The sequence below is a fragment of the Luteimonas sp. Soil_C_5 genome, assembly GCF_057656615.1.
In genome coordinates, this window is sequence record NZ_JBDGKA010000002.1 from 57,270 (window position 1) to 81,759 (window position 24,490).

General features: G+C 69.8%; 26 protein-coding genes and 1 tRNA gene. 9 read left to right on the plus strand and 18 right to left on the minus strand.

Annotated features, from left to right (window positions below; translation table 11 throughout):
• Positions 1-5: 5 nt before the first annotated feature.
• Entirely contained in the window at positions 6-425 is a 420-nt protein-coding gene (locus AC3A5K_RS04665) for an HIT domain-containing protein (protein ID WP_487616363.1), read from the plus strand.
• Between the two features lie 116 nt (positions 426-541).
• Here AC3A5K_RS04665 and dcd read toward each other — a convergent pair whose 3' ends face one another.
• Positions 542-1,117: a dCTP deaminase gene (gene dcd / locus AC3A5K_RS04670; protein ID WP_487616364.1), complete on the minus strand. Its 576-nt coding sequence runs from the start codon at positions 1,115-1,117 to the stop codon at positions 542-544.
• A 295-nt stretch (positions 1,118-1,412) separates the two neighbouring features.
• Positions 1,413-2,267, minus strand: a complete 855-nt coding sequence (gene apbC / locus AC3A5K_RS04675) for an iron-sulfur cluster carrier protein ApbC (protein WP_487616365.1) — start codon at positions 2,265-2,267, stop codon at positions 1,413-1,415.
• A gap of 184 nt (positions 2,268-2,451) precedes the next feature.
• Between apbC and AC3A5K_RS04680 the strand changes: the two genes are divergently transcribed.
• From AC3A5K_RS04680 to rnfB, 3 genes are all read left to right on the plus strand, one after another.
• Positions 2,452-2,877, plus strand: a complete 426-nt coding sequence (locus AC3A5K_RS04680) for a DUF2147 domain-containing protein (RefSeq protein WP_487617049.1) — start codon at positions 2,452-2,454, stop codon at positions 2,875-2,877.
• Positions 2,878-3,036: 159 nt separating this feature from the next.
• A complete protein-coding gene (metG, locus tag AC3A5K_RS04685) occupies positions 3,037-5,109 on the plus strand; it encodes a methionine--tRNA ligase (RefSeq protein ID WP_487616366.1) in 2,073 nt (690 codons plus the stop codon).
• An 82-nt stretch (positions 5,110-5,191) separates the two neighbouring features.
• Positions 5,192-5,611: an Rnf electron transport complex subunit RnfB gene (rnfB, locus tag AC3A5K_RS04690; protein WP_487616367.1), complete on the plus strand. Its 420-nt coding sequence runs from the start codon at positions 5,192-5,194 to the stop codon at positions 5,609-5,611.
• Between the two features lie 13 nt (positions 5,612-5,624).
• On the opposite strand, the gene AC3A5K_RS04695 is transcribed toward rnfB, so the two are convergent.
• The 6 genes from AC3A5K_RS04695 to AC3A5K_RS04720 all read right to left on the minus strand — a co-directional run bounded on the left by AC3A5K_RS04695 (position 5,625) and on the right by AC3A5K_RS04720 (position 13,219).
• Positions 5,625-6,698 carry a TraB/GumN family protein gene (locus AC3A5K_RS04695; protein ID WP_487616368.1) on the minus strand — a complete coding sequence of 358 codons (1,074 nt, stop codon included), beginning with the start codon at positions 6,696-6,698 and terminating at the stop codon, positions 5,625-5,627.
• A 25-nt stretch (positions 6,699-6,723) separates the two neighbouring features.
• Positions 6,724-7,677: a DUF1684 domain-containing protein gene (locus AC3A5K_RS04700; protein WP_487616369.1), complete on the minus strand. Its 954-nt coding sequence runs from the start codon at positions 7,675-7,677 to the stop codon at positions 6,724-6,726.
• Position 7,678: 1 nt separating this feature from the next.
• On the minus strand, positions 7,679-9,526 hold the full coding sequence (gene mutL, locus AC3A5K_RS04705) for a DNA mismatch repair endonuclease MutL (protein WP_487616370.1): 1,848 nt from the start codon (positions 9,524-9,526) through the stop codon (positions 7,679-7,681).
• Between the two features lie 138 nt (positions 9,527-9,664).
• Positions 9,665-11,140, minus strand: coding sequence for an N-acetylmuramoyl-L-alanine amidase (locus AC3A5K_RS04710; RefSeq protein WP_487616371.1), 1,476 nt, complete (start codon positions 11,138-11,140; stop codon positions 9,665-9,667).
• Between the two features lie 88 nt (positions 11,141-11,228).
• Complete coding sequence (gene tsaE / locus AC3A5K_RS04715) at positions 11,229-11,714, minus strand: tRNA (adenosine(37)-N6)-threonylcarbamoyltransferase complex ATPase subunit type 1 TsaE (RefSeq protein WP_487616372.1); 486 nt, start codon at positions 11,712-11,714, stop codon at positions 11,229-11,231.
• Complete coding sequence (locus AC3A5K_RS04720) at positions 11,711-13,219, minus strand: NAD(P)H-hydrate dehydratase (protein WP_487616373.1); 1,509 nt, start codon at positions 13,217-13,219, stop codon at positions 11,711-11,713. The genes tsaE and AC3A5K_RS04720 overlap by 4 nt, the downstream gene beginning before the upstream one ends.
• A 44-nt stretch (positions 13,220-13,263) precedes the next feature.
• Between AC3A5K_RS04720 and queG the strand changes: the two genes are divergently transcribed.
• Positions 13,264-14,334 (plus strand): tRNA epoxyqueuosine(34) reductase QueG, encoded by a 1,071-nt coding sequence (queG, locus tag AC3A5K_RS04725; RefSeq protein ID WP_487617050.1) that lies wholly within the window; start codon positions 13,264-13,266, stop codon positions 14,332-14,334.
• 64 nt (positions 14,335-14,398) lie between these two features.
• Here the strand turns inward: queG and AC3A5K_RS04730 are convergent, their stop codons facing one another.
• From AC3A5K_RS04730 to pcnB, 8 genes are all read right to left on the minus strand, one after another.
• Complete coding sequence (locus tag AC3A5K_RS04730) at positions 14,399-14,902, minus strand: GNAT family N-acetyltransferase (protein WP_487616374.1); 504 nt, start codon at positions 14,900-14,902, stop codon at positions 14,399-14,401.
• Positions 14,899-16,425 (minus strand): glucose-6-phosphate isomerase, encoded by a 1,527-nt coding sequence (pgi, locus tag AC3A5K_RS04735; RefSeq protein ID WP_487617051.1) that lies wholly within the window; start codon positions 16,423-16,425, stop codon positions 14,899-14,901. Before pgi ends, AC3A5K_RS04730 begins: the two co-directional genes overlap by 4 nt.
• Before the next feature lie 5 nt (positions 16,426-16,430).
• Positions 16,431-16,811 carry an aspartate 1-decarboxylase gene (gene panD / locus AC3A5K_RS04740; protein WP_487616375.1) on the minus strand — a complete coding sequence of 127 codons (381 nt, stop codon included), beginning with the start codon at positions 16,809-16,811 and terminating at the stop codon, positions 16,431-16,433.
• Between the two features lie 111 nt (positions 16,812-16,922).
• Positions 16,923-17,783: a pantoate--beta-alanine ligase gene (gene panC / locus AC3A5K_RS04745; RefSeq protein ID WP_487616376.1), complete on the minus strand. Its 861-nt coding sequence runs from the start codon at positions 17,781-17,783 to the stop codon at positions 16,923-16,925.
• A 57-nt stretch (positions 17,784-17,840) separates the two neighbouring features.
• Positions 17,841-18,224 carry a GFA family protein gene (locus AC3A5K_RS04750; protein ID WP_487616377.1) on the minus strand — a complete coding sequence of 128 codons (384 nt, stop codon included), beginning with the start codon at positions 18,222-18,224 and terminating at the stop codon, positions 17,841-17,843.
• A 23-nt stretch (positions 18,225-18,247) separates the two neighbouring features.
• Positions 18,248-19,066 (minus strand): 3-methyl-2-oxobutanoate hydroxymethyltransferase, encoded by an 819-nt coding sequence (gene panB, locus AC3A5K_RS04755; protein WP_487616378.1) that lies wholly within the window; start codon positions 19,064-19,066, stop codon positions 18,248-18,250.
• 4 nt (positions 19,067-19,070) lie between these two features.
• Positions 19,071-19,565 (minus strand): 2-amino-4-hydroxy-6-hydroxymethyldihydropteridine diphosphokinase, encoded by a 495-nt coding sequence (folK, locus tag AC3A5K_RS04760; protein ID WP_487616379.1) that lies wholly within the window; start codon positions 19,563-19,565, stop codon positions 19,071-19,073.
• A 22-nt stretch (positions 19,566-19,587) separates the two neighbouring features.
• A complete protein-coding gene (gene pcnB / locus AC3A5K_RS04765; RefSeq protein ID WP_487616380.1) occupies positions 19,588-20,913 on the minus strand; it encodes a polynucleotide adenylyltransferase PcnB in 1,326 nt (441 codons plus the stop codon).
• A 127-nt stretch (positions 20,914-21,040) separates the two neighbouring features.
• Between pcnB and AC3A5K_RS04770 the strand changes: the two genes are divergently transcribed.
• Positions 21,041-21,116, plus strand: a tRNA-Glu gene (locus AC3A5K_RS04770).
• Between the two features lie 153 nt (positions 21,117-21,269).
• Positions 21,270-21,593, plus strand: a complete 324-nt coding sequence (fdxA, locus tag AC3A5K_RS04775) for a ferredoxin FdxA (protein ID WP_487616381.1) — start codon at positions 21,270-21,272, stop codon at positions 21,591-21,593.
• Between the two features lie 71 nt (positions 21,594-21,664).
• On the opposite strand, the gene AC3A5K_RS04780 is transcribed toward fdxA, so the two are convergent.
• Both AC3A5K_RS04780 and dapA read right to left on the minus strand, forming a co-directional pair.
• On the minus strand, positions 21,665-22,186 hold the full coding sequence (locus AC3A5K_RS04780) for a hypothetical protein (RefSeq protein ID WP_487616382.1): 522 nt from the start codon (positions 22,184-22,186) through the stop codon (positions 21,665-21,667).
• 21 nt (positions 22,187-22,207) lie between these two features.
• A complete protein-coding gene (gene dapA / locus AC3A5K_RS04785) occupies positions 22,208-23,110 on the minus strand; it encodes a 4-hydroxy-tetrahydrodipicolinate synthase (protein ID WP_487616383.1) in 903 nt (300 codons plus the stop codon).
• 185 nt (positions 23,111-23,295) lie between these two features.
• Here dapA and AC3A5K_RS04790 point away from each other — a divergent pair, with 185 nt between their 5' ends.
• Positions 23,296-23,895, plus strand: coding sequence for a glycine cleavage system transcriptional repressor (locus AC3A5K_RS04790; RefSeq protein ID WP_487616384.1), 600 nt, complete (start codon positions 23,296-23,298; stop codon positions 23,893-23,895).
• A gap of 83 nt (positions 23,896-23,978) precedes the next feature.
• Positions 23,979-24,461: a peroxiredoxin gene (locus AC3A5K_RS04795; RefSeq protein ID WP_487616385.1), complete on the plus strand. Its 483-nt coding sequence runs from the start codon at positions 23,979-23,981 to the stop codon at positions 24,459-24,461.
• The last annotated feature ends 29 nt before the right edge of the window (positions 24,462-24,490 follow it).

Consider the following 24,490-nt stretch of genomic DNA (forward strand, 5'->3'; position numbering starts at 1 on the left):
ACGCCATGACCGCCCCCACCCGTTACGCGCTGGACGCCCGTCTGGCCGACGACACCCATCCGCTCACCAGCCTCGCGCTGTGCGAGGTGCGGTTGATGGACGACGCCAATTACCCTTGGCTGGTGCTGGTGCCGCGCATCGCCGACGCGCGCGAGCTGATCGATCTCGATGCGGACCAGCGCCGCCAGCTCACCGACGAGATCGACATCGCCGCGCGCGCGATCCGCGACGTATTCCGCCCGTTCAAGCTCAACGTGGCCGCGCTCGGCAATCTGGTGCCGCAGCTGCACGTGCACGTGATCGGCCGCAACGAGGACGATCCGGCCTGGCCCGCACCGGTCTGGGGCCGCGTCGCGGCGCGCCCGTACACGCCCGAACAGTTGATCGAACGCATCGCCCGCCTGCTGGAGCGCCTGCCCGGCTGAGGCCTGCATTGCAGGCAGCGTCGAGCGCGCTGCCCGAACACTTTTGCCGCGAGGCCCGCCATACAGGCGCCGCTCGCGCAGCACGCCGCCGGCGCACCGCGCGTGACACCACGCAATCAGGTGCGCGGCAGCGTGACTCCGGTCTGCCCCTGGTACTTGCCGCCACGGTCCTTGTAGGACGTCTCGCAGATGTCATCCGGATCGGCCTGGAAGAACAGCATCTGGGCGACGCCTTCGTTGGCGTAGATGCGCGCCGGCAGCGGCGTCGTATTGCTGAATTCCAGCGTCACGTGGCCTTCCCACTCGGGTTCCAGCGGCGTGACGTTGACGATGATGCCGCAGCGCGCGTACGTGCTCTTGCCGAGGCAGACCACCAGCGTGTCGCGCGGGATGCGGAAATACTCGACGGTGCGTGCCAGCGCGAAGGAATTCGGCGGAATGATGCACTCGTCGGCCTCGACGTCGACGAAGCTGCCCGGATCGAAATGCTTCGGGTCGACGATCGTCGAGTTGATGTTGGTGAAGATCTTGAACTCGCGCGAGCAGCGCACGTCGTAGCCGTAGCTCGAGGTGCCGTAGCTGACGATGCGCTTGCCGTCGGCCTGCTTGACCTGTCCGGCCTCGAACGGCTCGATCATGCCGCCGGGCTGTTCGGACATGCGGCGGATCCAGCGGTCGCTTTTTATGCTCATCGGGTACGGGCCTGCGGCGCGGTGCAAGGACCCGCATTGTCGCCGTCCGGCCGGTCCCGCGTCACCCCCGTCCGCGCGCGGGGCCGAGATCGCGGCCTCTGGATGCATCGCCCGCGCCCCTGTCGGCGACCGCGTGCGCGGCCCAAGCATGTGTCGCCCGGCGCGTGACGCCGGGATTTCCGACGCGCGTGCATCACGTGCCACGACGGCCCTGGACCCGCGACGCCGCACCGTGAGCCGGCTCGAATGACCCTGCAGCCGCGCCGTCGCGGAATGCGTTGCCTGTGCCCGAAGGTCAGACCAGCGACGCGGCGATCGGCATCGGGCCCCGCGGTCGCTGCTCCAGCGCGGCGACCAGTCGCCGTGCGGTCTCGCGATAGGCCTGCGCCGCTGGCGAATCCGGCGCCGATGCGACGATCGGCACGCCGGCATCGCCCTGCTCGCGGATGCCGATCTCCAGCGGCAGCGCGCCGAGCAACGGCACGCCGTAGGTGTCGGCCATGCGCTGGCCGCCGCCGGCGCCGAACAGGTGTTCGACATGCCCGCAGTTCGAACAGACATGCTGGGCCATGTTCTCGACGAGGCCGAGCACGGCCACTTCGACCTTCTCGAACATCTTCAGCGCCTTGCGCGCGTCCAGCGTCGCCACGTCCTGCGGCGTGGTCACGATCACCGCCCCCGCCACCGGAATCTTCTGCGCCAGCGTCAGCTGGATGTCGCCGGTGCCCGGCGGCAGATCGACCAGCAGGTAATCCAGCCCCTCGTCGCCGCCCCACAGGGTGTCGTTGAGCAGCTGGGTCAAGGTGGAGGTGGCCATCGGGCCACGCCAGATCATCGGCGTGTCGGATTCGACCAGAAAGCCGATCGACATCGCCTCGATGCCGTGGGCGCGCATCGGCAGGATCGACTTGCCGTCGGGACTGTCGGGCTTGCCGGACAGCCCCAGCATCATCGGAATGCTGGGGCCGTACACATCGGCGTCGAGCACACCGACCCGCGCACCGTCGGCAGCCAGCGCCAGCGCCAGGTTGACCGTCGTCGTCGACTTGCCCACGCCGCCCTTGCCCGAGCCGATGGCCAGGATGTTGCGGATGCGTGGATGGGGAGACAGCGTGCCCTGCGGCGCGCGCGAGACTGCTCGGGGGGACATGGCGGACCAGGGGAACGAACGGCCGTCCATTCTAAGTGCCGCGCGCCCGGCACGCCGCGCGCTGAACGACGCGGCGCCCCTTCGACGCGCGCCGATCGGATCGGGTATATATCCGCCGTCTGCGCGGGCAAGCCTGCCGAGTCGTCGCAGTCCTTGAGGGAGGAAACCGATGTCGAAGAACAAGATGGGGGTGCTGGCCGCCCTGGCCCTGCCGCTGATGCTGGCCTCGCTGTCGGCCTCGGCGCAGTCGCCGGTGGGCCGCTGGAAGACGATCGACGACGCGACGGGCCAAGTGAAATCGATCGTGGAGATCAGCCAGGCCGCCAACGGCACGCTCAGTGGCCGTGTCGCCCAGGTGCTGCAGTCCGACCGCGGCCCCAACCCGACCTGCGACAAGTGCAGCGGCGACCGCCGCAACCGGCCGATCACCGGCATGACGATCCTCTGGGACCTCAAGCCGGACGGCAGCGAGTGGTCCGGCGGCACGATCCTCGACCCCGCCAACGGCAAGACCTACCGGTCGAAGGCGAAGCTGCTCGACGCCAACCGCCTCGGCGTGTCGGGCTGCGTGGCCTTCATCTGCCGCGAGCAGGTGTGGCAGCGCGAGTGACGCAGGACCCACCAGACCAAGGTGATGACAAGGCCCGGCAATTGCCGGGCCTTTCTGTTGGCAGCTGGCGGACATCTCCGCGGCGTTGCGGCCACGCCATGCGGCGGAGTGCTGCGACCGGCATGCGATAATCGCGCTCCGTTTCCACCCGCCACGCCCATGCCCCGCAAGCTGCTCGTCACCACCGCTCTGCCCTATGCCAACGGCCCGCTGCACCTAGGCCATCTGGTGGGCTACATCCAGGCCGACATCTGGGTGCGGGCCCGGCGCATGGATGGCGACACCGCGCATTTCGTCTGCGCCGACGATACCCACGGCACGCCGATCATGCTGGCCGCCGAGAAGGCCGGCACGACGCCGGAAGCCTTCATCGCGGGTATCCAGGCCGGGCATGAGCGCGACTTCGCGGCGTTCGGCGTGGATTTCGACCATTACGATTCGACCCACTCGGCGACCAACCGCGACACGGTCGAGATGATCTATGCCCGCCTCGACGCCGGCGGCCACATCGCGCGGCGCGACGTGGCGCAGCTGTACGACCCGGTGCGCGGCATGTTCCTGCCCGACCGCTACGTCAAGGGCACCTGCCCGAAGTGCGGGACGCCCGACCAGTACGGCGACAACTGCGAACATTGCGGCGCGACCTATTCGCCGAGCGACCTGATCGATCCGGTGTCGGTGGTCAGCGGCGCCAAGCCGGAGCTGCGCGAGTCCGAGCACTTCTTCTTCGAGCTGGGCCATTTCGAGACCTTCCTGCGCGAGTGGCTGTCGGGCGATGTCGCCCTGGCCGGCGTCAAGGCGAAGCTGGCCGAATGGCTCGACGGCGACGGCGGCCTGCGCGCCTGGGACATCTCGCGCGATGCGCCGTATTTCGGCTTCGAGATTCCCGGCCATCCGGGCAAGTTCTTCTACGTCTGGCTGGACGCGCCGATCGGCTACCTCAGCAGCTTCAAGGCGCTGTGCGCGCGCGAGGGCATCGACTTCGACGCCTGGCTCGCGGCAGATGCCGCGACCGAGCTGCACCATTTCATCGGCAAGGACATCGTCAATTTCCACGGCCTGTTCTGGCCGGCGATGCTGCACGGCGCCGGCCTGCGTGTGCCGACGCGCCTGCACGTCAACGGTTACCTGACCGTCGACGGCGCGAAGATGTCGAAGTCGCGCGGCACCTTCGTCATGGCGCGCACGTATCTCGACCAGGGCCTCGATCCCGAGGCGCTGCGCTACTACTACGCAGCGAAATCCTCGGGCGGCGTCGACGATCTCGACCTCAACCTCGGCGACTTCATCGCGCGTGTGAACAGCGATGTCGTCGGCAAGCTGGTCAACCTCGCCAGCCGCTGCGCCGGCTTCATCGGCAAGCGCTTCGACGGCCGTCTGGCCGATGCGTTGCCGGAGCCGGAGACCTATGCGCGCTTCGTCGAGGCGCTGGCGCCGATCCGCGAGTCCTATGCGCGCAACGAGCCGGCCAGCGTGCTGCGGCAGGTGATGGCGCTGGCCGACGAGGCCAACCGCTACATCGACGACCGCAAGCCGTGGGTGATCGCCAAGCAGGACGGCAGCGATGCCGAGTTGCAGGCCGTCTGCACGCAGGGCCTGAACCTGTTCCGCGTGCTGGCGACGGCGCTGCGGCCGGTGCTGCCACGCGTGTCGCGCGAGGTCGATGCGTTCTTCGCCGCACCGGCCGATACCTGGTCCGCGCTCGACGCGCCGCTGCTCGGCCATGCAATCCAGCCCTACGCCCCGCTCTTCACCCGAATCGACCCCAAGCAGATCGACGCCATGACCGACGCCTCCAAGGACACTCTCGCCGCCGCACCGGCCGCGCCCGCCGCTGCCAAGAAGCCGGCCGAAGCGCCTGCCGCAACGCCTGCGAAAGTCGCGGACGCCGATGCGCCGGCGCACATCTCGATCGACGATTTCGCCAAGCTCGACCTGCGCATCGGCAAGGTCGTCGCCTGCGAGTTCGTCGAAGGTTCGGACAAGCTGCTGCGCTTCGAGCTCGACGCCGGCGATCTCGGCACGCGCCAGATTTTCTCCGGCATCCGCGCGAGCTACGGCACGCCGGACACGCTGGTCGGCCGCAACGTGGTGTTCATCGCCAATCTCGCGCCGCGCAAGATGCGCTTCGGCATCAGCGAAGGGATGATCCTGTCGGCCGGCTTCGACGGCGGCGCGCTCGCGCTGCTGGATGCCGACGCCAGCGCCCTGCCCGGCATGCCGGTCCGCTGATGCACCTGCGGCCGCGCCATTGGCCGCATCCCGTTCCGCGTGACGCAGCGCGGACCGCTCCTGCACGCCGCGGTGTCCGACGATGCATGCGCCTGCTTCGCCCCTGATCGAACGGCTCGACCGCCTGCTGCCGCAGACCCAATGCGGGCAGTGCGGCTATGCCGGCTGCCGGCCGTATGCCGAAGCGATGGCGCGCGGCGATGCGGACATCGACCGGTGCCCGCCCGGTGGGGACGACGGTGCACGCGCACTGGCGCGGACGCTCGAGGTGCCGGCCCGCCCCTTCGACCGCGCGCGTGGCCGCTGGCATGCAACGCCGCGCCTGGCGCTGGTGATCGAGGCCGACTGCATCGGTTGCACCAAGTGCATCCAGGCCTGCCCGGTCGACGCGATCATCGGCGGCTCGAAGCTGATGCACACCGTCGTCGAACCACTGTGCACCGGATGCGAACTGTGCGTGCCGGCATGTCCGGTCGACTGCATCGAGATGATCGACGCCTGAGGGCGTCGCCTGCTCAGCGCGCGGTCGCGCTGCTGCCCGCCGATGCCGCCGGCGTGGTGCAGGCCGTACACACGCGTTCGACCGCATAGCCCTTCGCGGCGAGCTTTTCCACCACGCCATCCTCGCCCAGCAGGTGCAGCGCACCGACGACGACCAGGATGTCGCCCTGCTGCTGCAGCATCTGCTCGAGCTTCGGCAGCCAGGCATCGTTGCGCTGGGTGTTGATGCGCGCATAGAGCGTCGGCGACCGTTCGCGCATCTCGCCGGCCATGCCGGTCCAGAGCGTGTCCGCATCGCCCGCGCGCCAGGTCGCGTGCAGCGCTTCGATCGCGGCCGGGCCGGCATCCGCCTGCTCCAGCGCCTCGATCAGCATCTGCACCTGGTCCGCCGTCGCCATGCCATCGAGGAATTCGATCTGCTGGATCGCGGTTTCCAGGCCGGCGGTCGGCTTGCCGGCATCACGGGCGCGGCGCGCGAGATGCACGTCCAGGCCGTGTTGCGCCTGCAGGCCGTAGCGGCCCAGTTCGGTGGTGGTGACCAGCAGCGATGCGAACCACGGTTCGAACAGCTGGAAGGCCTGCGCGCCGATGCCCGTCGCCTGCAGCGTCGGCTGGTTCGCCTGTGCCCAGCCGGCCAGCCGGCCCACGGCGGCGGCATCCAGATCATCGTCGAGCCGGCTGCCGTCGGTGCGCAGACCGGCCTGCATCATCTGCATCGCCAGCGTGGGCGAACCGAGTTCGTCGGGCGAGAGTTCGAACACCACTTCGTTCGCCAAGTCGAACGCCTGGTCGACGTCCGCATCCAGCGGGTAATCCTCGGCCTTGAGGAAATGGAACGAGCCCAGCAGGTACAGGTCGCCGTGCTCGCCGGCGACCTTCCACAGCAGCGGCACCGGCGGAGGCGGCAGCGGCACGTCGGCGATGAACGGCACCGGCGTGGACAGCACGTCGGCGGGCGCGGTCGCGGTCTCCGGCACCTCGGCGATGTGCGGGACCAGCGGACGTTCGGCAAATGCGGCGCCGCCGACGCACAGCGACAGGGCGACGAGCAGCAGCGGCAGGACACGCGAGGGACGACGAAACGGCATGGACACTCCAGTGGCGGACACGCGCTCAGCGCGGTGTGCGGTAGGCCTTTTCACCGGCATCGACCACGAGGTCGAGCCGGTTGCCGTCCGGCGGCAGCGGACAGGTGGCGAATGCGGTGAACGCGCACGGCGGATTCTGGGCGCGGTTGAAGTCGAGCACGACACGCCCATCCGCGCCGGGCGCGGCGGTGTCGAGGTAACGGCCGGCGCTGTAGCTGCCGCGGCCGCTGGTGCGATCGGCGAAGATCAGGAACAGGCCGCCGTCGCTGCCTTCCAGCGCGTGCAGCGTGTAGTCGACGCCGTCACGTTCGAAGGCGACGGTGCCCGGCGTGCGCACGGGTTCGACCATGCCGAGAATGTTGGCGACATCGATCCGCGCGTCGGCCGGCGTCGGCGTGAACGCGGCGTCGATCTGCCAGCCGCGATCGATCGGCCAATACTCGAGCCCGGCAAAAAGACGCCTTGCCTCGGCATCGGCATGACGCACACGCACGAAGGCGGCGCCGCCGCGCTCGATGATCGACAGCGCGCCCTGCCCGTCGTCGAAACCCAGCTCGTCCGCCGCGCCGTCGCGATCGCTGCGCAGGCGCACGCGTCCTTCCACCGGTGCGCCGTCGAGCGTCAGCGCCACACCGCGCTCGGGCGTGAACGCGAAGCTGCCGCCTTCGGACTGCAGCAGGCCGAGTTTCGCCGGGCCATGGACGAGGCGGATACCGCTGCCGGCGGCACTGCCGACGAAATGCGAACGCAGCTCGATGCGATGCAGGCCGGTCAGCCGCGTCCAGCCCTGCTCGCCCGTCAGCGCTTCTTCGCGCGCCATGCGGGCGACCTGGGTGCGCGAGGTGAACTCCGCTTCGAGACGCGCGGTTTCCGCGTCGGCGCGCGCATCACCTTCCGGCGCCGCCGGACCGCTGCAGGCGGTCAGCACGCAGGCCAGACCCAGGACGACAGCGCGGATACGGTGGATCGGTCGGTACACGTCAGCGTCCCCGCAGGAACCAGCGGTCGATTTCCGCCAGTGGGAAATGCGCCCAGGTCGGGCGGCCGTGATTGCACTGGCCGGAGCGCTCGGTGGCCTCCATCTGGCGCAGCAGGGCATTCATTTCGGGCGGCGTGAGACGACGGTTGGCGCGCACCGCGCCGTGGCAGGCCATCGTCGACAGCAGTTCGTCGCGGGCGGCGCGGACACGCCGGCTTTCGCCGTGTTCGCGCAGATCGGCCAGCACGTCGCGCAGCAGCGCTTCGGTGTCCGCCTGCGCCAGCAGCGCCGGCACGCTGCGCAGCAGCAGCGACTGCGGACCAGCGCGCGAGACTTCGAAGCCCAGCTCGGCCAGCGTGGCTGCTTCCTGTTCCGCGACGTCGGCTTCGCGCTCGGCCACCGCGACCGTCTGCGGCACCAGCAGCGGCTGCGTGCGCACGCCTTCGCCATCGTGCGCGTTCTTCAGGCGTTCGTAGCCGATGCGCTCATGGGCGGCATGCATGTCGACGACGATCATGCCGTCGGCCGCCTGGCTGAGGATATAGATGCCGTGCAGCTGCGCCACGGCATATCCCAGCGGCGGCACGTCGGCGCTGGTCGGCGAAGGCTGCGATCCCTCGCCAGCGACCGGCGACAGGTCGGCGGGCAAAGGCGGCGGCGATGCGGCCGGCTCGGCACTGCCGTAGCCGCCGCCGTAGAGGCTGGCGTAGGCCGCGCGCGCATCGTCGACACGCAGGCTCAGATGCGACTGCGGCATCGGGCGCGTCCACGGCGAGGATCCGGCGCCCGCCGCCAGGCCCGCCGGCGGCGTCTCGACGGCGCCCTGCGGGTCCACGGGCTGCGTGCCCTGCCCGGCGCGCGTGGCGGCGAGCGCGGCGTGCAGCGTGCGATAGACGAAATCGTGGATCAGGCGTGCATCGCGGAACCGCACCTCGTGCTTGGCCGGGTGCACGTTGACGTCGACGCGGGTCGGGTCGAGTTCGAGAAACAGCACGTACGCCGGCTGGCGGCCGTGGTACATCACGTCGGCATAGGCCTGGCGGACCGCATGGGCCACGCTGCGATCGCGGATCGAACGGCCGTTGACGTACAGGTACTGCTGGTCGGCGCTCGCGCGGGAGTACGCCGGCGCGGCGATCCAGCCCTGCAATTGCAGGCCCGCGGCGGCGTGCTCGATGCGCAGCGCGGCATCGGCGAACTCGCGGCCCAGCGTTTCGACCAGCCGCGTGTCGGAGAACAGGGCGTCGTCGCCCTTGTAGCGGCGCGACGGCTTGCCGTTGTGGCTGACCCGCAGTTCGACGTCCGGGCGCACCAGGGCCAGCGCCCGCAACCATTCCTCGATATGGCCGAGTTCGGTGCGCTCGGCGCGCAGGAACTTGCGCCGCGCGGGCACGTTGTAGAAGAGATCGCGCACTTCCACCGTGGTGCCGCGCGGGTGCGGGCTGGGCACGATCTCGCCGACCTTGCCGCCTTCGACCTGCAGCATCGAGCCATGCGCCGCGTCCTCGCGCCGCGAGGCCAGCGAGAACCGGCTCACCGATGCGATCGACGGCAGCGCTTCGCCGCGGAACCCGAGCGTGGCGACCGATTCCAGATCGTCCAGCGACCCGATCTTGCTGGTCGCATGGCGCGACACCGCGAGTGGCAGCTCGACCGGCGGAATGCCGCTGCCGTCGTCACGGATGCGGATCAGGCGCACGCCACCTTCTTCGAGATCGATGTCGACCCGCCGCGCGCCGGCATCGAGGGCGTTCTCGACCAGTTCCTTGACGACCGAGGCCGGCCGTTCGACGACCTCGCCGGCGGCGATCTGGTTGATCAGGATGTCGGGCAGTTGGCGGATCGGCACAGGCAGTGCGGCGCCGGACGCGCCGTCAGGGAAACGGGGATCGATGATACCGGCCTGCCCGGATGCCGGGGACCGGATGCGCGTCGCTGGATCGGTTCAACCTGGCAGGTCACGCCCGGATGGGCGCGCACGCCTGCGTCAGGGACTGCCGCCGGCCTGCGCTGCGGCCGCAGCGCGCGCGGCATACAGCGTGCCCGGCGGCGGCTGGTTGGTGAAGAAGGCATTGATGCCTTCCAGCACCGCCGTGGCCACACGGCGCTGGTGCGCCGGATCGAGCAGCCGCTTTTCCTCGTCCGGATTCGAGATGAACCCGGTTTCGACCAGCATCGCCGGCATGTCCGCATTGCGGAGCACGGCGAAGTTGGCGTATTCGACGTTCGGCTTGTGAGTCTTGCCGACCGCGCGCAGACCCGTGAGCACGTGCTGCGCGGCATCCTGCGAGGCGCGCATGTGGCCGCTCTGCGCGAGGTCGAGCAGCACCGACGACAGGGTGTCGCGCTCCAGGCGCACGCCGCCGACGAGATCGGCGTTGTTCTCGCGATCGGCCAGCCAGCGCGCCTGCTGCGACGATGCGCCGCGCAGCGACAGCGTATAGACCGAGGAACCATAGGCCGCGCGGTTGAGCGCCGCATCGGCGTGGATCGAGACGAACATGTCGGCTTTCGCCTGCCGCGCGCGACGGGCGCGCTGGGTCAGTTCGATATAGGAATCGTTGTCGCGGACCAGATGCGCGCGCATACCGGGCGTGGCGTCGATCTGCCGGGCGAGTTCGCGGGCGATCGACAGCACGACGTGCTTCTCGTAGGTGCCGGCCGGACCGATGGCGCCCGGATCCTGGCCGCCATGACCGGCGTCGATGGCGATCACCAGCGGCCGCATGCTCGAGGTCATGACCGGCGGCGATGCCGTGCGTGCGCGGGTTGCCGGCGCTGCGGCCACCGGTGCGGGCGTCGCGGGTTCGGGCGTGGGCGTCGGTGCGGCGGCCGGCGGCGTCGCGGCAGGCGAGTTCGTCGTGACGGCGGCGGTCGCGGTGGCCGGCACTGCGGCAGACGTATCGCGCTGGCCCATGTCGGCAATCAGGCGCGAGGTGGCGCTGTTCGATGTGGCGGCAGGATCCACGACTGCGGGCGCAGGCGCGTTGCCGGCGGCCACCGCACTCGCACCGCCGATGCTCGCCTGCTGCGCGATCCGCGCGATCGGATCGGCATCGCCGTCGCCCGGCCACTGCAGCACCAGGCGCACGCCATCGGGGCCGTCTTCGAGGCGGGGCGCCATCGCCACGGTGGAACCGGCGAGGTCGAACACGATGCGAGTGGTGCCGGCAACCGGTTGACCGCTGCGGACCGTCTTGACGATGCCCTGCCCGGACGGCAGCGCGATGCCATTGCGCAGCGTGGTGCCCGGCAGGTCGACGACCAGCCGGTCGGGATTCGCCAGCGGGATCACCTTGAACTCCGCCCGGCCGTCCAGGCGCAGTTCGGCCGAGGTACCGGTCGGCCCGCTGCGCAGGTCGACACCGCGCAATTCGGCGCCGTAGGCCAGGTTCCAGCACAGCGCCGCGAGCAGCGCGAGCGCCAGCAGTGCCTGAGACAGATTGATTCCCCGGATACGCATGCGGCCTAGTCAATCACCGCAGGCTGAACAATGCAATACGTTTTCCCTTTCAAATCCACGACCTGCGATCCCTTCCTGTGGTTTCGGTTCAGGAAGCGGACTCAAGCCGATGGGTGATCAGGCGATCGTCCAGCCATGCCCGTCCCGGTGCGCTCAGCGGCGTGAGACAGGCGATCCGGCCTGCACCGGCCTGCGCCAGTTCGATCCGCAGATCCGGCGCCGGCAACGCGGCCGCGCCCCGATCCGGCCACTCGATCAGCCACAGCGCGGCGGCCACGTCGTCCAGGCCCAGGAACTCGAGTTCGCCGATGTCACCGATCCGGTAGAGGTCGAGGTGCAGCGCCTCGCCGCCGGGTACCGGATAGCGCTCGACGAGGGTGTAGGTGGGGCTGCGGACCGTGCCGGTCACGCCGAGCGCGCGCAGCCAGCCGCGCGCCAGGGTCGACTTCCCGGCGCCCAGATCGCCGGCCAGATGCACCACGGCCGGCATCGGCGCGGTGGCCGCCAGCGCGCGGGCGAAGGCGAGCGTGGCGGCTTCGTCGGGAAGCGGCCAGCGGATCGTGTCGTCGTTCATGAGCGTGTCTCCGGATTGGCGAGCCGGCGCAGCGCCGCGATCACGTCGGTCGCGCGCAGGCCACGCTCGCCGCCCGCAGCTGCGGCGATGTCGCCTGCGGCCGAGTGCAGCAAGGCGCCGCACACAGCGGCGTCCTCTGGTCCAATTCCCTGCGCCCGCAAGGCGGCGATGACGCCGGTCAGCACGTCGCCCATGCCCCCGGTCGCCATGCCGGGATTGCCGGCGGCGATCAGCCAGGGCGTGGCGCCCGGCGCGCAGACCAGGGTGCCGGCGCCCTTGAGCACCACGACGGCGGCGTGGCGTTCGGCCAGCGCGCGCACCGCGGCCAGGCGGTCGCGTTGCACCTCGGCGGTCGCGCAGCCGAGCAGACGCGCGGCCTCGCCCGGATGCGGGGTGAGGATGGTGCCGGGCGGCACGGCACGCGGTCGTGCGGCCAGCAGGTTCAGGGCATCGGCGTCCAGCACCAGGACCGGCGCGGCGTCCAGTACGTCGGCGTAGAGGCCGTGCGCCCACGCGCCCTGCCCCAGGCCAGGCCCGAGCGCGACGACATCGGCCGCATCGAGCAGGCCGGCCAGCACGGCATCGGTCTCGATCACGCTGACCATCGCCTCGGGGCAGCGCGCCAGCAGCGGCGCGACGTGCGCGGCCCGCGTCGCGACGCGGACCAGACCCGCGCCGGTGCGCAGTGCGGCCTCGGCGGCCAGCACGACTGCGCCACCGGTACCGTGGTCGCCACCGATGCACAGCACCCGGCCGGATGCCCCCTTGTGGCTGTTGCGCCCACGCGGCCGCAACCAGTGCGCCAGATCGGCAACGGCGATACGGCGCGCGGCCATCGGAGCGGCCGCCGTCCGTGCAGGATCGGTATCCAGCGATGCCAGCGAAAGCGCGCCGGCATGGTCGGCACCGTCGCCGGTCTGCAACCCCACGTGCGCGGCCAGGAACTGCAGGGTGCGCGTCGCGCGGACCGCAGTGCCCGGCGCGCTGCCGAGGTCGGCATCGAAACCGCTCGGTACGTCCAGGGCGAACACCGGCGCATCCGTCGCCTGCATAGCGTCGATCAGCGCCGCGCTGTCGCCTTCGACCGCGCGCGACAGGCCGATGCCGTAGAGCGCATCCACCAGCACGTCTGCCTGCAGCACACCGCCCTCGAACGGAAGGACGCGTCCACCGGCCTCGACGAAGGCCGCGCAGGCCGCCTGCGCCAGCGCCCCCCGCGGCGTATGCGACGGCAAGCGGACGACGTCGACGTCCAGACCCGCCTCATGGGCGATGCGTGCGAGCACGTAACCATCGCCGCCGTTGTTGCCGGGCCCGCAGACCACGCACAGACGCTGCGCCTGCGGCCAGTGCGCGCGCAGGCAGGTCCATGCGGCTTGGCCCGCGCGTGCCATCAACGCGCCGGGATCGACGAGATCCGAAAGCGCCGCCGTTTCGATCGCGCGCAGCGACGCGCTGGTGTACAGCGGCGTGCCGGGCAATGCGGGAAGACTGGGAGCACTCATCGGGCGGATTCTATACTTCGCCTCTCATGAGCCTGCCCCCCGCCATCGACGATGTCGCATGCGCGCCGTCGCCGTTGCGGATGGCCGAGCGCGTGCGCGAGATCGCAGCCGACATGGGATTCCAGCGCTGCGGCATCGCCGGCATCGAGTTGGGCGAAGACGCGGCGCATCTGCGCGACTGGCTGGCCCAGGGCCTGTACGGCACGATGGAGTGGATGGCGCGGCACGGCGACCTGCGGGCGCGTCCGGCCGAACTGCTGCCCGGCACGGTGCGCGTGATCTCGGTCGGTCTGGACTACGGCCGCAACGACGACGACAGCGCCTGGACCACGCTGGCCAACGGCACACGTGCCTACGTCGCGCGGTACGCGCTGGGCCGCGATTACCACAAGCTGATGCGCAACCGTCTGCAGAAGTTCGCGGATCGTATCGCCGGCGAGTTCGGCACCTTCGGCCATCGCGTGTTCGTCGACTCGGCGCCGGTGCTGGAACGTGCACTGGCGCGCAATGCCGGCCTGGGCTGGATCGGCAAGCACACCTGCCTGATCGACAAGAACGGCGGCTCGTGGTTCTTCCTCGGCGAGATCTACGTCGACATCCCGCTGCCGGTCGATGCACCGGCCACCGCGCACTGCGGCACCTGCACGCGCTGCATCGACGTCTGCCCGACGCAGGCGATCGTCGCGCCGCACCGGCTGGATGCGCGGCGCTGCATCGCCTATCTGACGATCGAGCACGAGGGCGCGATCGATCCCGAGCTGCGACCGCTGATCGGCAACCGCATCTTCGGCTGCGACGACTGCCAGCTGGTCTGCCCCTGGAACAAGTTCGCGAAACGCACCGACGAGCCGGATTTCCGCGCCCGCAACGATCTCGATACCGCGACGCTGGCCGAGCTGTTCGCCTGGGACGAAGACGAATTCCTGCAGCGCACCGAAGGCTCGCCGATCCGGCGCAGCGGCCACCGGCGCTGGCTGCGCAATATCGCGGTCGCGCTGGGCAATGCCCCGACCACACCGGGCACGGTCGCGGCCCTGCACAGCCGCCGGCATTCGGGCGATGCCCTGGTCGACGAACACATCGAATGGGCGCTGGCGCGGCATCGCGTCGATTGAGCCGACCGCGTGCACGCACGCCACGCACTGGCGCGCGACGACATGTCGAACCGTTTGCGCGCCGTCAGGCGTCCGGCGCGATCCGCGCCATCAGCGCCACATCGACATACCGGCCGTCGCGCAGCGCGTAGCCGCGCGCGACACCTTCGTGTTCGAAGCCATGCCGCGCGTAGAGCGCGATCGCAGCCGCGTTGTCGACATAGACCTCGAGTTCGAGCCGGCGCACACCATGCCAGCGCTCCGCGGTGTCGATCGCCGCCGCGAGCAAGGCGCTGCCGATGCGTTGACCGCGACGCTCGGCCACCACCGCCATGCCGAGGTTGGCGACATGCCGCCGTCGTGGCGGCTGCAACACATCGAATCCTGCCGCGCCGACGACCACGCCCGCATCGTCGGCCACCAGCTGCACGACATGGCCCGGCAGATCGGTCAGCCGCCGCGACCAGGCGGCCAGCGACGGATACGGCAGCTGCAGCGTGCCGGCATACGCCGACGCCTCGGAAAACAGGGCGTGCAGGCCGGCCGCATCGGCCGGCTCGGCATGACGGATCCTGACCTCGCCGCTCACCCGCGCCCGGCGCGGGTGTGGATCTCGTCCAGCAACGCGCGCGTGACCGGATCGGCAACCGCCGCACCACTGCCCTGTACGGCCGGCAGCAGTTCGCCGGCGATGCGCTTGCCCAGCTCGACGCCCCACTGGTCGAAGGCGTTGATGCCCCACAGGACCGATTGCGCATAGACGCTGTGTTCGTACAGCGCGATCAGGGCGCCGAGGCTGCGCGGATCGAGACGGTCGAGCAGCAGCAGCGTCGACGGGCGGTTGCCCGGATAGGACTTCTGCGGATCGTCGGCGGCAAAGCCATTCGCCAGCGCTTCGGTCTGCGCCAGCAGGTTCGACAGCAGCGCAGCGTGGTTGTCGGCATACGGATGCGCCGGCGTGACCACGCCGATGAAATCGGCCGGCACGATCTGCGTGCCCTGGTGCAGGGCCTGGAAGAAGCTGTGCTGGGAATTGGTGCCGGGGCCGCCCCAGAGCACGGGCACGGTGTCCGCGCCGACCGGCGCGCCGTCGGGCGTGACCGACTTGCCCAGGCTCTCCATCACCAGCTGCTGCAGATACGCCGGCAGCAGCGCCAGGCGCTCGTCGTAGGGCAGCACCGCGTGCGTCGACAGGCCCAGCGCGTTGCGGTTCCAGATCGCCGTCAGTGCATGCAGCACCGGCAGGTTGTCCGACAGCGGAGCATCCAGCACGTGCGCGTCCATGTCGCCTGCGCCGGCCAGCAGCGCTTCGAAACCGTCCATGCCGACGGCCAACGCGATCGAAAAACCGACCGCTGACCATAGCGAATACCGGCCACCCACCCAGTCCCACATCGGCAGCACGCGCTCGGGCGCGACGCCGAAGGCCTCTGCGCGCGGGACGTTCGCGCTGACCGCGTAAAGGCGGTCGCTGCCGCCCAGCCAGTCGCGGACCACGGCGCCGTTGAGCAGGGTTTCCTGGGTGCTGAAGGTCTTGGAAACGAGGATCGCCGCGGTGCGTGCCGGATCCAGTCCCTTGAGCAGATGCTGGGCATCGCTGCCGTCGACATTGGTCAGGAAGTGCACGCGGAAACGACCGGTGCCGAAATCCTTGAGTGCGTCGACGACCAGGCGTGGCCCGAGATCGGAACCGCCGATGCCGACATTGACGATGTCGGTGACGTCGGACGCCTCGAGCGCGGCGACGAGTTCCGCCATGCGCACACGCGCCGCAGCCGCCTCGGCGTGCGCGTCACGCGCGACCGCCGCGTCGGACAACGCCGAGCGCAGGGCCACGTGCAGCGCCGGCCGGCCCTCGGACGTGTTGACGGTCACGCCGTCGAACAGCGCGCGGAACGCCTGCGGCAATGCCGCGTCGGCGCCGAGCGCGACCAGCGCATCACGTGCCTCGCGATCGAACCGCTGGCGCGCGAAGCTGGCGTAGAGACCGCCAATACGCAGCGCGAAATCCTGCGGGCGATCGGCGTCGCCGGCGACGAGGTCGGCGATGCGCGCCGAATCGAGGCGCCGCGCATGCGGCGCCAGCGTGTCTCGGATCAGTCGCACCGCCATGGTCATCAGGCGGCCTGCGCGGGAATCGAATCGTTGGTGTGGGTCATCCGGTTCTGGCGATCCACGTAGACCAGCTTCGGCTTGAACGCCGCGACATCGGCCTCGTCGAGGGCGCCGTAGGCGCAGATGATCACCAGGTCGCCGACGCCGGCCTTGTGCGCGGCCGCGCCGTTGACCGAGATCACGCCGCTGCCGGCCTCACCACGGATCGCGTAGGTCGCGAAACGCTCGCCGTTGTTGATGTTGTAGATCTCGATGCGCTCGTATTCGCGGATGCCCGACAGTTCGAGCAGGTTGGCGTCGATCGCGCAGGACCCTTCGTAGTGCAGTTCGGCATGGGTCACCGAGGCGCGATGGATCTTGGCTTTGAGCAGGGTCAGTTGCATGGCGATACGGCCGGAAGGCATCGGGAAACGCGGAAAGTCCCGCAGGAACCGGCAAGTATAGGGACGCGATGTGGCATCGCAACACGCGCCCGCCCGCTGCGACAGGAAGATTCAGCCGCCCGCGCCGGCCCCGTCGAAGCTGAATTCGAGGTTGTCGATCAGGCGCGTGCGGCCGAGACGCGCAGCCGCCAGCACCACGCCGGCGCCCCCGGCGTAATCCGACAGGTCGGCCGCGCGGACTTCGACGTAATCGACGTCGAAGCCGTCGGCGCCCAGGGCCGCGATGGCGGCCGCCTCGGCCGAAGCCGCTGCCTGCCCGGTCTGCAGTGCATCGCGCACCGACACCAGCGCGCGATGCAGCGCCGGCGCGCGGGACCGCGCCCCGGCATCGAGGTACTGGTTGCGCGAACTGCGCGCCAGGCCGTCATCCTCGCGCGCGATCGCCACCGGCAGCAGCTCGACCGGAAACGCGAGGTCGGCGACGAGATGGGCGATCACCGCGAGCTGCTGGTAATCCTTGCGGCCGAAGGCGGCCACATCCGGCTGGACCTGGTTGAACAGCCGCGCGACCACCGTCGCCACGCCATCGAAATGTCCGGGGCGGTGGGCGCCGTCGAGGATGGTGGTGATGCCGGGCACGCGGACGGTCACCGTTCCGTCGATGCCGAGCGGATACATCGTCTCCACAGACGGCTGCCACACCAGGTCGCACCCCGCCGCGTCGAGTCCGCGCGCGTCGTCGTCGGGCGTGCGGGGGTAGCGGTCGAAATCCTCGCCCGGCCCGAACTGGGTGGGATTGACGAAGACGCTCGCGACGATGCGGTCGACCCGCGGCTTCAGCGCTTCCACCAGCGAGAAATGTCCGGGATGCAGATTGCCCATCGTGGGCACCAGACCGACACGCAGACCCTCGCACTTCCAGCCGGCAACGCGCGCGCGCAGGGCGGCCAGGTCGTGGACGATATCGATCACGGCAGATCCGGAGAGACGGGGGAGCCGGCGATTTTCGCAGATCGGGCGCGCCGCGCGTCAGCGCGCGTGCTGCGGCAGTCCGTCGTCGATCGTGTAGTAGTCGCCCTGCTCCGCCACAAAGATGTGCATGTGCAGGCGGGTGCCTGTGGCGGTGTTGAAGGCGCCCATGGCCACCGCGATCTTCGCGCCGCCGACCGGCGCCCAGAACAGCGATGCGCCGCAGCGGCCGCAGAAGCCGCGGCGCACACGCGCCGAACTGGCGTACCAGCGCAGCGAGGCCTGCGGATCGAGCACGGTCAAGGCCTCGACCGGGACATCCGTCGAGGCGAACACGTGACCGGAGGATTTCCGGCAGGCCACGCAGTGGCAGGCATCGGGCGGTGCCAGTGGCCCCGCGACCTCGAACCGCACGTCACCGCACAGGCACGCACCGCTCGCCATGACGTCTCTCCCGACCGCGGAAATTACTTGTAGCTGTGCTCGGGGCCGGGAAAGCTGCCATCGCGTACGGCCGCGACATAGGCGCGTACCGCGCCATCGACCGAACCGCCCTCGGCGAGGAAGTCCCGCACGAAACGCGGCCGGCGGTGTCCGCTGTCCAGGCCCAGCATGTCGTGCAGCACCAGCACCTGGCCGTCGCAGTCGGGTCCGGCGCCGATGCCGATCGTCGGCACGGGCGATGCGCGGGTGACATCCGCGGCCAGCGGCGCCGGCACACCTTCGAGCACGATCAGCGACGCGCCGGCCTCGGCGATCGCACGGGCGTCGTCGCGCAATGCCTGCGCGGCAGCGTCGCCGCGGCCCTGCACCTTGAAGCCACCGAAGCGCAGCACCGACTGCGGGGTCAGGCCCAGATGCGCGCAGACCGGAATCTCGCGTTCGACCAGAAACCGCACGACCTCGCACTTGTTCGGCGTCGCGCCTTCCAGCTTGACCATGCCCGCGCCGGCCTGCAGCAGGCGCGTCGCGGCGTCGAGCGCGCGCTCGGGCGTCGCATCGGCCTGGAACGGCAGATCGGCGATCACCAGCGCGCGCCGCACCACGCGTGCGACGCAGGCCGTGTGGTACGCGATGTCGTCGACGGTCACCGGCAAGGTGGACCCGTGGCCCTGCACCACCATGCCGAGCGAATCGCCGATCAGCAGCAGATCGACGTCGGCAGCGTCGAGCACGCGCGCGAATCCGGCGTCGTACGCGGTCAGCATGGCGAGGCGGCGGCCGGCGGCGCGGGCCTCGAACAGGGCCGGCACGGTGACCGGAGCAGCGGATGCGGAAGTCGTCATCGGTCTAGCGTAGCGCTTCGATGCCGCCGCCATCCACGCGCGCAAGCGCATCGGCCGCGGATCCGATGCCGGGAATCGTCGCCGCGGGCGCCAGTTCGAGCAGCGGCACGAGTGCGAACGCCCGTGCGTGCAGATGCGGATGCGGCACGGCCAGGCCGGGGAGCGCAATGCGCTCGTCGCCGTAGAGCAGCAGGTCCAGATCCAGCGTGCGCGGGCCCCAGCGGTCGCTGCCGTCCGGCGCGCGGCTGCGCCCGAATGCGCGTTCGATGTCGAGCAGCCGCGCGAGCACATCCAGCGGCGGCAGCGGGGTGGTCGCCGACGCGACCGCATTGATGAAGTCCGGCTGGTCTTCGCGCCCCCAGGCCGGCGTGCGATACAGCCGCGAGCACTGGACGTCCGCGAACCCGTCCGCCACAGACAGCGCATCGGCCGCGGCGCGCAGCGTAACCGCCGCGTCGCCCAGGTTCGCGCCCAGGCCGACGAAGATCCGCACGCCCATCAGCGCGGCGCGATCGTGCGGATCACTCGGACGCCGCGGTCCGGCGACGGCGACGACGCTTGCGCGGTGCCTGCCCGTCTTCGCCGCCCGCCTCGTCCTCGGCCGGGAACAGGGCGATCGCATGGTCCGGATCGTGCTGCGCTTCCTGCCAGAACGCGACGTCGGCCGTATGTCCGTCGGACGCGGCCTGGCGCAACACGAGGAAATCGAACGCGGCGCGGAAGCGCGGATGCGACAGCGTGCGCGTGACCCGCTTGCGCTGGCGCTGCGTGAACCGGGTCTGCAACAGCCAGATTTCCTGCATCGGCAACGAGAAGCGGCGCGGCAGCGCGATCGTGGCCAGCTGGTGCAGCGTGACCCGGTCGGCGGCGCGGCGCTGCGCGTCGACGGGCTGCACGCCCTCGGACTGCAGCTTCATCATCGCGCGGCAGTATGCGGGCCACAGCAGCGTCGCGAACAGGAACGCCGGCGAGACCGGATCTCCCGCGGCGATGCGCGCATCGGTCGAACGCAGTCCGGCCAGGACCATCGCGCGCAGCGCGCCGCTGCGATTGCTCGCAAGCGCCGCCGCGGTTTCGGGAAACAGCGCCTGCAACAGGCCATGCGTTTCCAGGCGCTCGAAGCTGGCGACCGCATGCCCCGACAGGAACAGCTTCAGGCACTCCTCGAACAGGCGCGCAGGCGCGGCCTCGCCCAGCAGATGCGCCAGACGCGGGATCGGTTCGGCGGTACCGGGTTCGATCGCGAAGTCGAGCTTCGCCGCCAGCCGCACCGCGCGCAGCATCCGCACGGGATCCTCGCGGTAGCGGGTGTCGGGATCACCGATCAGGCGCAGCACGCGGTTCTGCACGTCCTCGAAGCCGCCGGTGTAATCGCGCACCGAGAAATCCGCGATCGCGTAATAGAGCGCGTTAGCAGTGAAGTCGCGGCGGACCGCGTCGTCCTCGACCGTGCCGTAGACGTTGTCGCGCAACAGGCGACCGCCGTCGTGCACTTCGCGGTCACCGCTGCCGTCGTCGACGTTCGCGCGGAACGTGGCGACCTCGATGATCTCGCGGCCGAACACCACGTGCGCCAGACGGAACCGGCGCCCGATCAGGCGACAGTTGCGGAACAGCGCCTTGACCTCTTCGGGCGTGGCGTCCGTGGCGACGTCGAAATCCTTCGGCGCAAGGCCGACCAGGATGTCGCGCACCGCGCCGCCGACGAGATGGGCGGCGTGGCCGGCCTCGTGCAGGCGATACAGCACGCGCAGCGCGTTCTGACTGATCTGTCGCCGTGAGATCGAATGCTGGTCGCGCGGGATGATCCGCAGGTCAGCGACGGGGGTGGGTCGAACGTTGTCCATCAATGTGAAAATTTTCCAGAGGCTGCCGTTGCGGCGCCCGCAAGCCTGATATACTAGCAAGCTGCACACGTGATCCAACGTTTTGCAGACCGGTCGTCCAACCGGTTGCCGCTCCGCGGCCTACATCGCTCCCTTCGTCTAGAGGCCCAGGACGTGGCCCTCTCAAGGCTAAAACACGGGTTCGAATCCCGTAGGGAGCACCATATCCGAAAAACCCGCGTCTCCGGACGCGGGTTTTTTATTGGGCGTCAGCGCCGCATCGACCGGATGGCACTGCGGCAAATGCGAACGCTTCGCACAGCGCATCGATCGACTGCCTTACACTCCCCCGCCTTCGTAGCCGCACCGAAACGCCCATGCCGTTCGTCGTGACCGAAAACTGCATCAAGTGCAAATACACCGACTGTGTCGAAGTGTGTCCCGTGGACTGCTTCCACGAAGGCCCGAACTTCCTGGTCATCGATCCGGACGAGTGCATCGACTGCACCCTGTGCGAGCCGGAATGTCCGATCAACGCGATCTATCCGGAGGACGACGTGCCGGCCGGACAGGAGCAGTTCGTCGCGCTCAATGCCGAACTGTCGCGTGCGTGGCCGGTGATCACCACCCGCAAGGACGGCCTGCCCGACGCCAAGGACTGGGAAGGCAAGCCCGACAAGCTGCCCCTGCTGGAGCGCTGAACACGCGCCGCAGCCGGAATTGAAAACGGGCGCCGATGGCGCCCGTTTCGTGTCCGTGACTGCCGGACGGATCAGTTGGCCAGCGCCGCCTGCAGCGTGGCGATCAGGCGCACCGGCGCATCGCCAGTGGCGGCCACGCCGCGCGGATCGACCGCGCTCACCGAAGCACCGCCCTGCGCCGCGCTCACGCGCACCAGGAACTGGCTGTCGGCATAGGCGACCTCGTAGGTGCCCAGAGCCTGGGAACGGCTGGAGACGGTGACGCCTTCGGTGCCGTCCAACGCCTCGCCGACGCGGGTGAACACGTCGTCGCGCGCGCCCGCCACGTTGAACGCGACATTCGACGCGGCAGGCGCCGACGACGCGGCGGCCGTGCCCGAACGCGTGACCGAGCCTTCAGCAGGCGGCAGCGCCATCGCACCGTCGGTGCGCGGCTGGTCGAGATCCGGCGGCACTTCGAGCGGACGGCTCTCCGGGCTGCCGGCGTACAGCGCGTTATCGCGCTTGAGCCAGCTGCAGCCGCTGGCGCCCACGATGGCAGCCGTCAGCACGGCGATGCCGACGGGGCGGATGAAGGAATTGGATGGACGCATCGGGACAGGTCTCCTGGGAAATCAGGCAGCGCGTGCGCGGCAGGACGCTTCGAGGTCCGCCGCCAGTCGCGCTGCATCGTCGGCCTGCGCGCGGTGCGCGTCGGCCAGTGTGGTCAGAGGCAGGCGCAAGCCGTGGCCGTAGCCCTGCCGCGCCAGCACCGCCTTGACCGGAATCGGGTTGGGCTCGATACCGGAAAAATCGTGGATCGGCTGCAGGCGCACGTCCCAGGCCTGCGCCTCGTCCGCGCGGCCGTCGCGCGCGAGATCGCAGAGCTGCCGGAAGGCGCCAGGAATGATGTTCGATACGACGGAGATCGTGCCGTCGGCGCCGGCCAGCATGGCGCGCGCGGCCGTCGGGTCATCGCCGCTCAGCACCACGAAACCGTCGCCGCGCAGTGCCAGCAGCGCCTGCATGCGCTCGATGCCGTTGTGCGCTTCCTTGATGCCGACGATGCGCGGGTGCGCAGCCAGCGTCGCGACGGTGTCGGGCAGCATGTCCGAACCGGTCCGGCCGGGCACGTTGTAGAGCAGCACCGGCACGTCGCCGTCCTCGGCGACCGCGCGGAAATGCGCGACGAGGCCGGCCTGGGTCGGCCGCACATACGGCGGCACGACGACCAGCGCAGCGTCCACGCCCAGCGTAGTGACATGGCGGGTCAGTGCAATAGTGCGCGCGGTGGACGACTGCCCGGTGCCCGCAAGCACGGGCACGCGCCCGGCCACCAGGGCCAGCGCCGAGGTCACCAGCCAGTCGTACTCGGCCTCGTCCAGCATCGCGGCCTCACCGGTCGACCCGGCCACCACCAGTCCCTGCGTTCCGGCCTCGAGCTGCGACGCGACCAGCCGTTTCCACGCCTGACGATCCAGATCGCCCTGGGCGGTGAACGGTGTCGCGAGTGCGGTGATGCTGCCGGAGAGACGCAAGATGGAGATTCCAGAAGACGTGGGGCGGGCGTCGGCGCGTGTGGCCGGATGGCCCGCGGACGGCGGAATGGCGCGGGAAAACGCCGGCCGATGTTACTTGCGGCCGTGAAGTACGGGCAAGTATGCTGGCTGCGTTCGCCGCCCGCGCCGGGCTGCGGTTCACCTCCAGTCGCAGCCGATTCCCCTTGCCACACCGATTTCCCGCCGCGGACCCCGCCTTGACCGATTCCGATACCGCTTCCCGTCCGTCGCCGAACGAGAACTACCTGCTGATCAACGCGTATACGACGCATCCGGCCTCGCCGCTGCTGTCGGTCTCACGCCGGATCGCCGACAGTGGCTGCAACCTCGTGGATACCCGGCTGTCGACCGTGGGTCGCGACGTGTCGGTGACCGCGCTTGCGAACGGCCCCTGGGATGCGGTCGCCAAGCTCGAAGCGATGCTCACGCGCCTGGAGCGCGAGGAAGACCTCAAGCTGGTGTGGTACCGCACCGGGCCGAAACCGGTGCAGTCGAACCTGCTGCCGTATGTGGTGGAAGTGGTTGCGGCCGACAAGCCCGGCATCCTGTTCCAGCTGGCGGACTTCTTCGATCGCCAGGGCATCACGATCGAAAGCCTGCACTCCTCGCGCTACCGCGCGATGCAGACCGGCGCCGACATGTTCTCGGCGCAGATCACCATCGGCATCCCGGCGAACATGCACATCGCCGCGTTGCGCGACGATTTCCTCGAGTTCTGCGACCACCTGAACCTCGACGCGATCATGGATCCGATGAAGTTCTGAGGTGATGCGCGCGGACGCTTGCGAAAGCAGGAACACGCGCGCATTGTGAGTACGACCGTCGCAATGGAACGCCCGTTCGAACGATGAGCGGAACACGCAAGAAGCTCGCAAAAGCCACCCTGCAGCTACCGCTGGCGCTGTCGGGCGGCGCGAAGGCCACACTGGCCGATCACGCCGGACGCTGGCTCGTCCTCTACTTCTACCCGAAGGATTCCACGCCCGGTTGCACGACCGAAGGCCTGGATTTCAGCGCGCTGCTGCCGCAGCTCCAGGCACTCGACGCCGACGTGCTGGGCGTTTCGCGCGACTCGGTGAAATCGCACGACAACTTCTGCGCCAAGCAGGGCTTTGCGTTTCCGCTGGTCAGCGACGGCGACGAAGCCTTGTGTCGCGCGTTCGACGTGATCCGCGAAAAGAACATGTATGGCCGGACCGTGCTGGGCATCGAGCGCAGCACGTTCCTGATCGATCCCGACGGCCGCATCGCGGCCGAGTGGCGCAAGGTCCGCGTGCCGGGCCATGCGCAGGCCGTGCTCGACGCATTGCAGGCTGCGCAGTCGCAGTGACGGCCACTTCCGAACGTGCCACTCGCCGT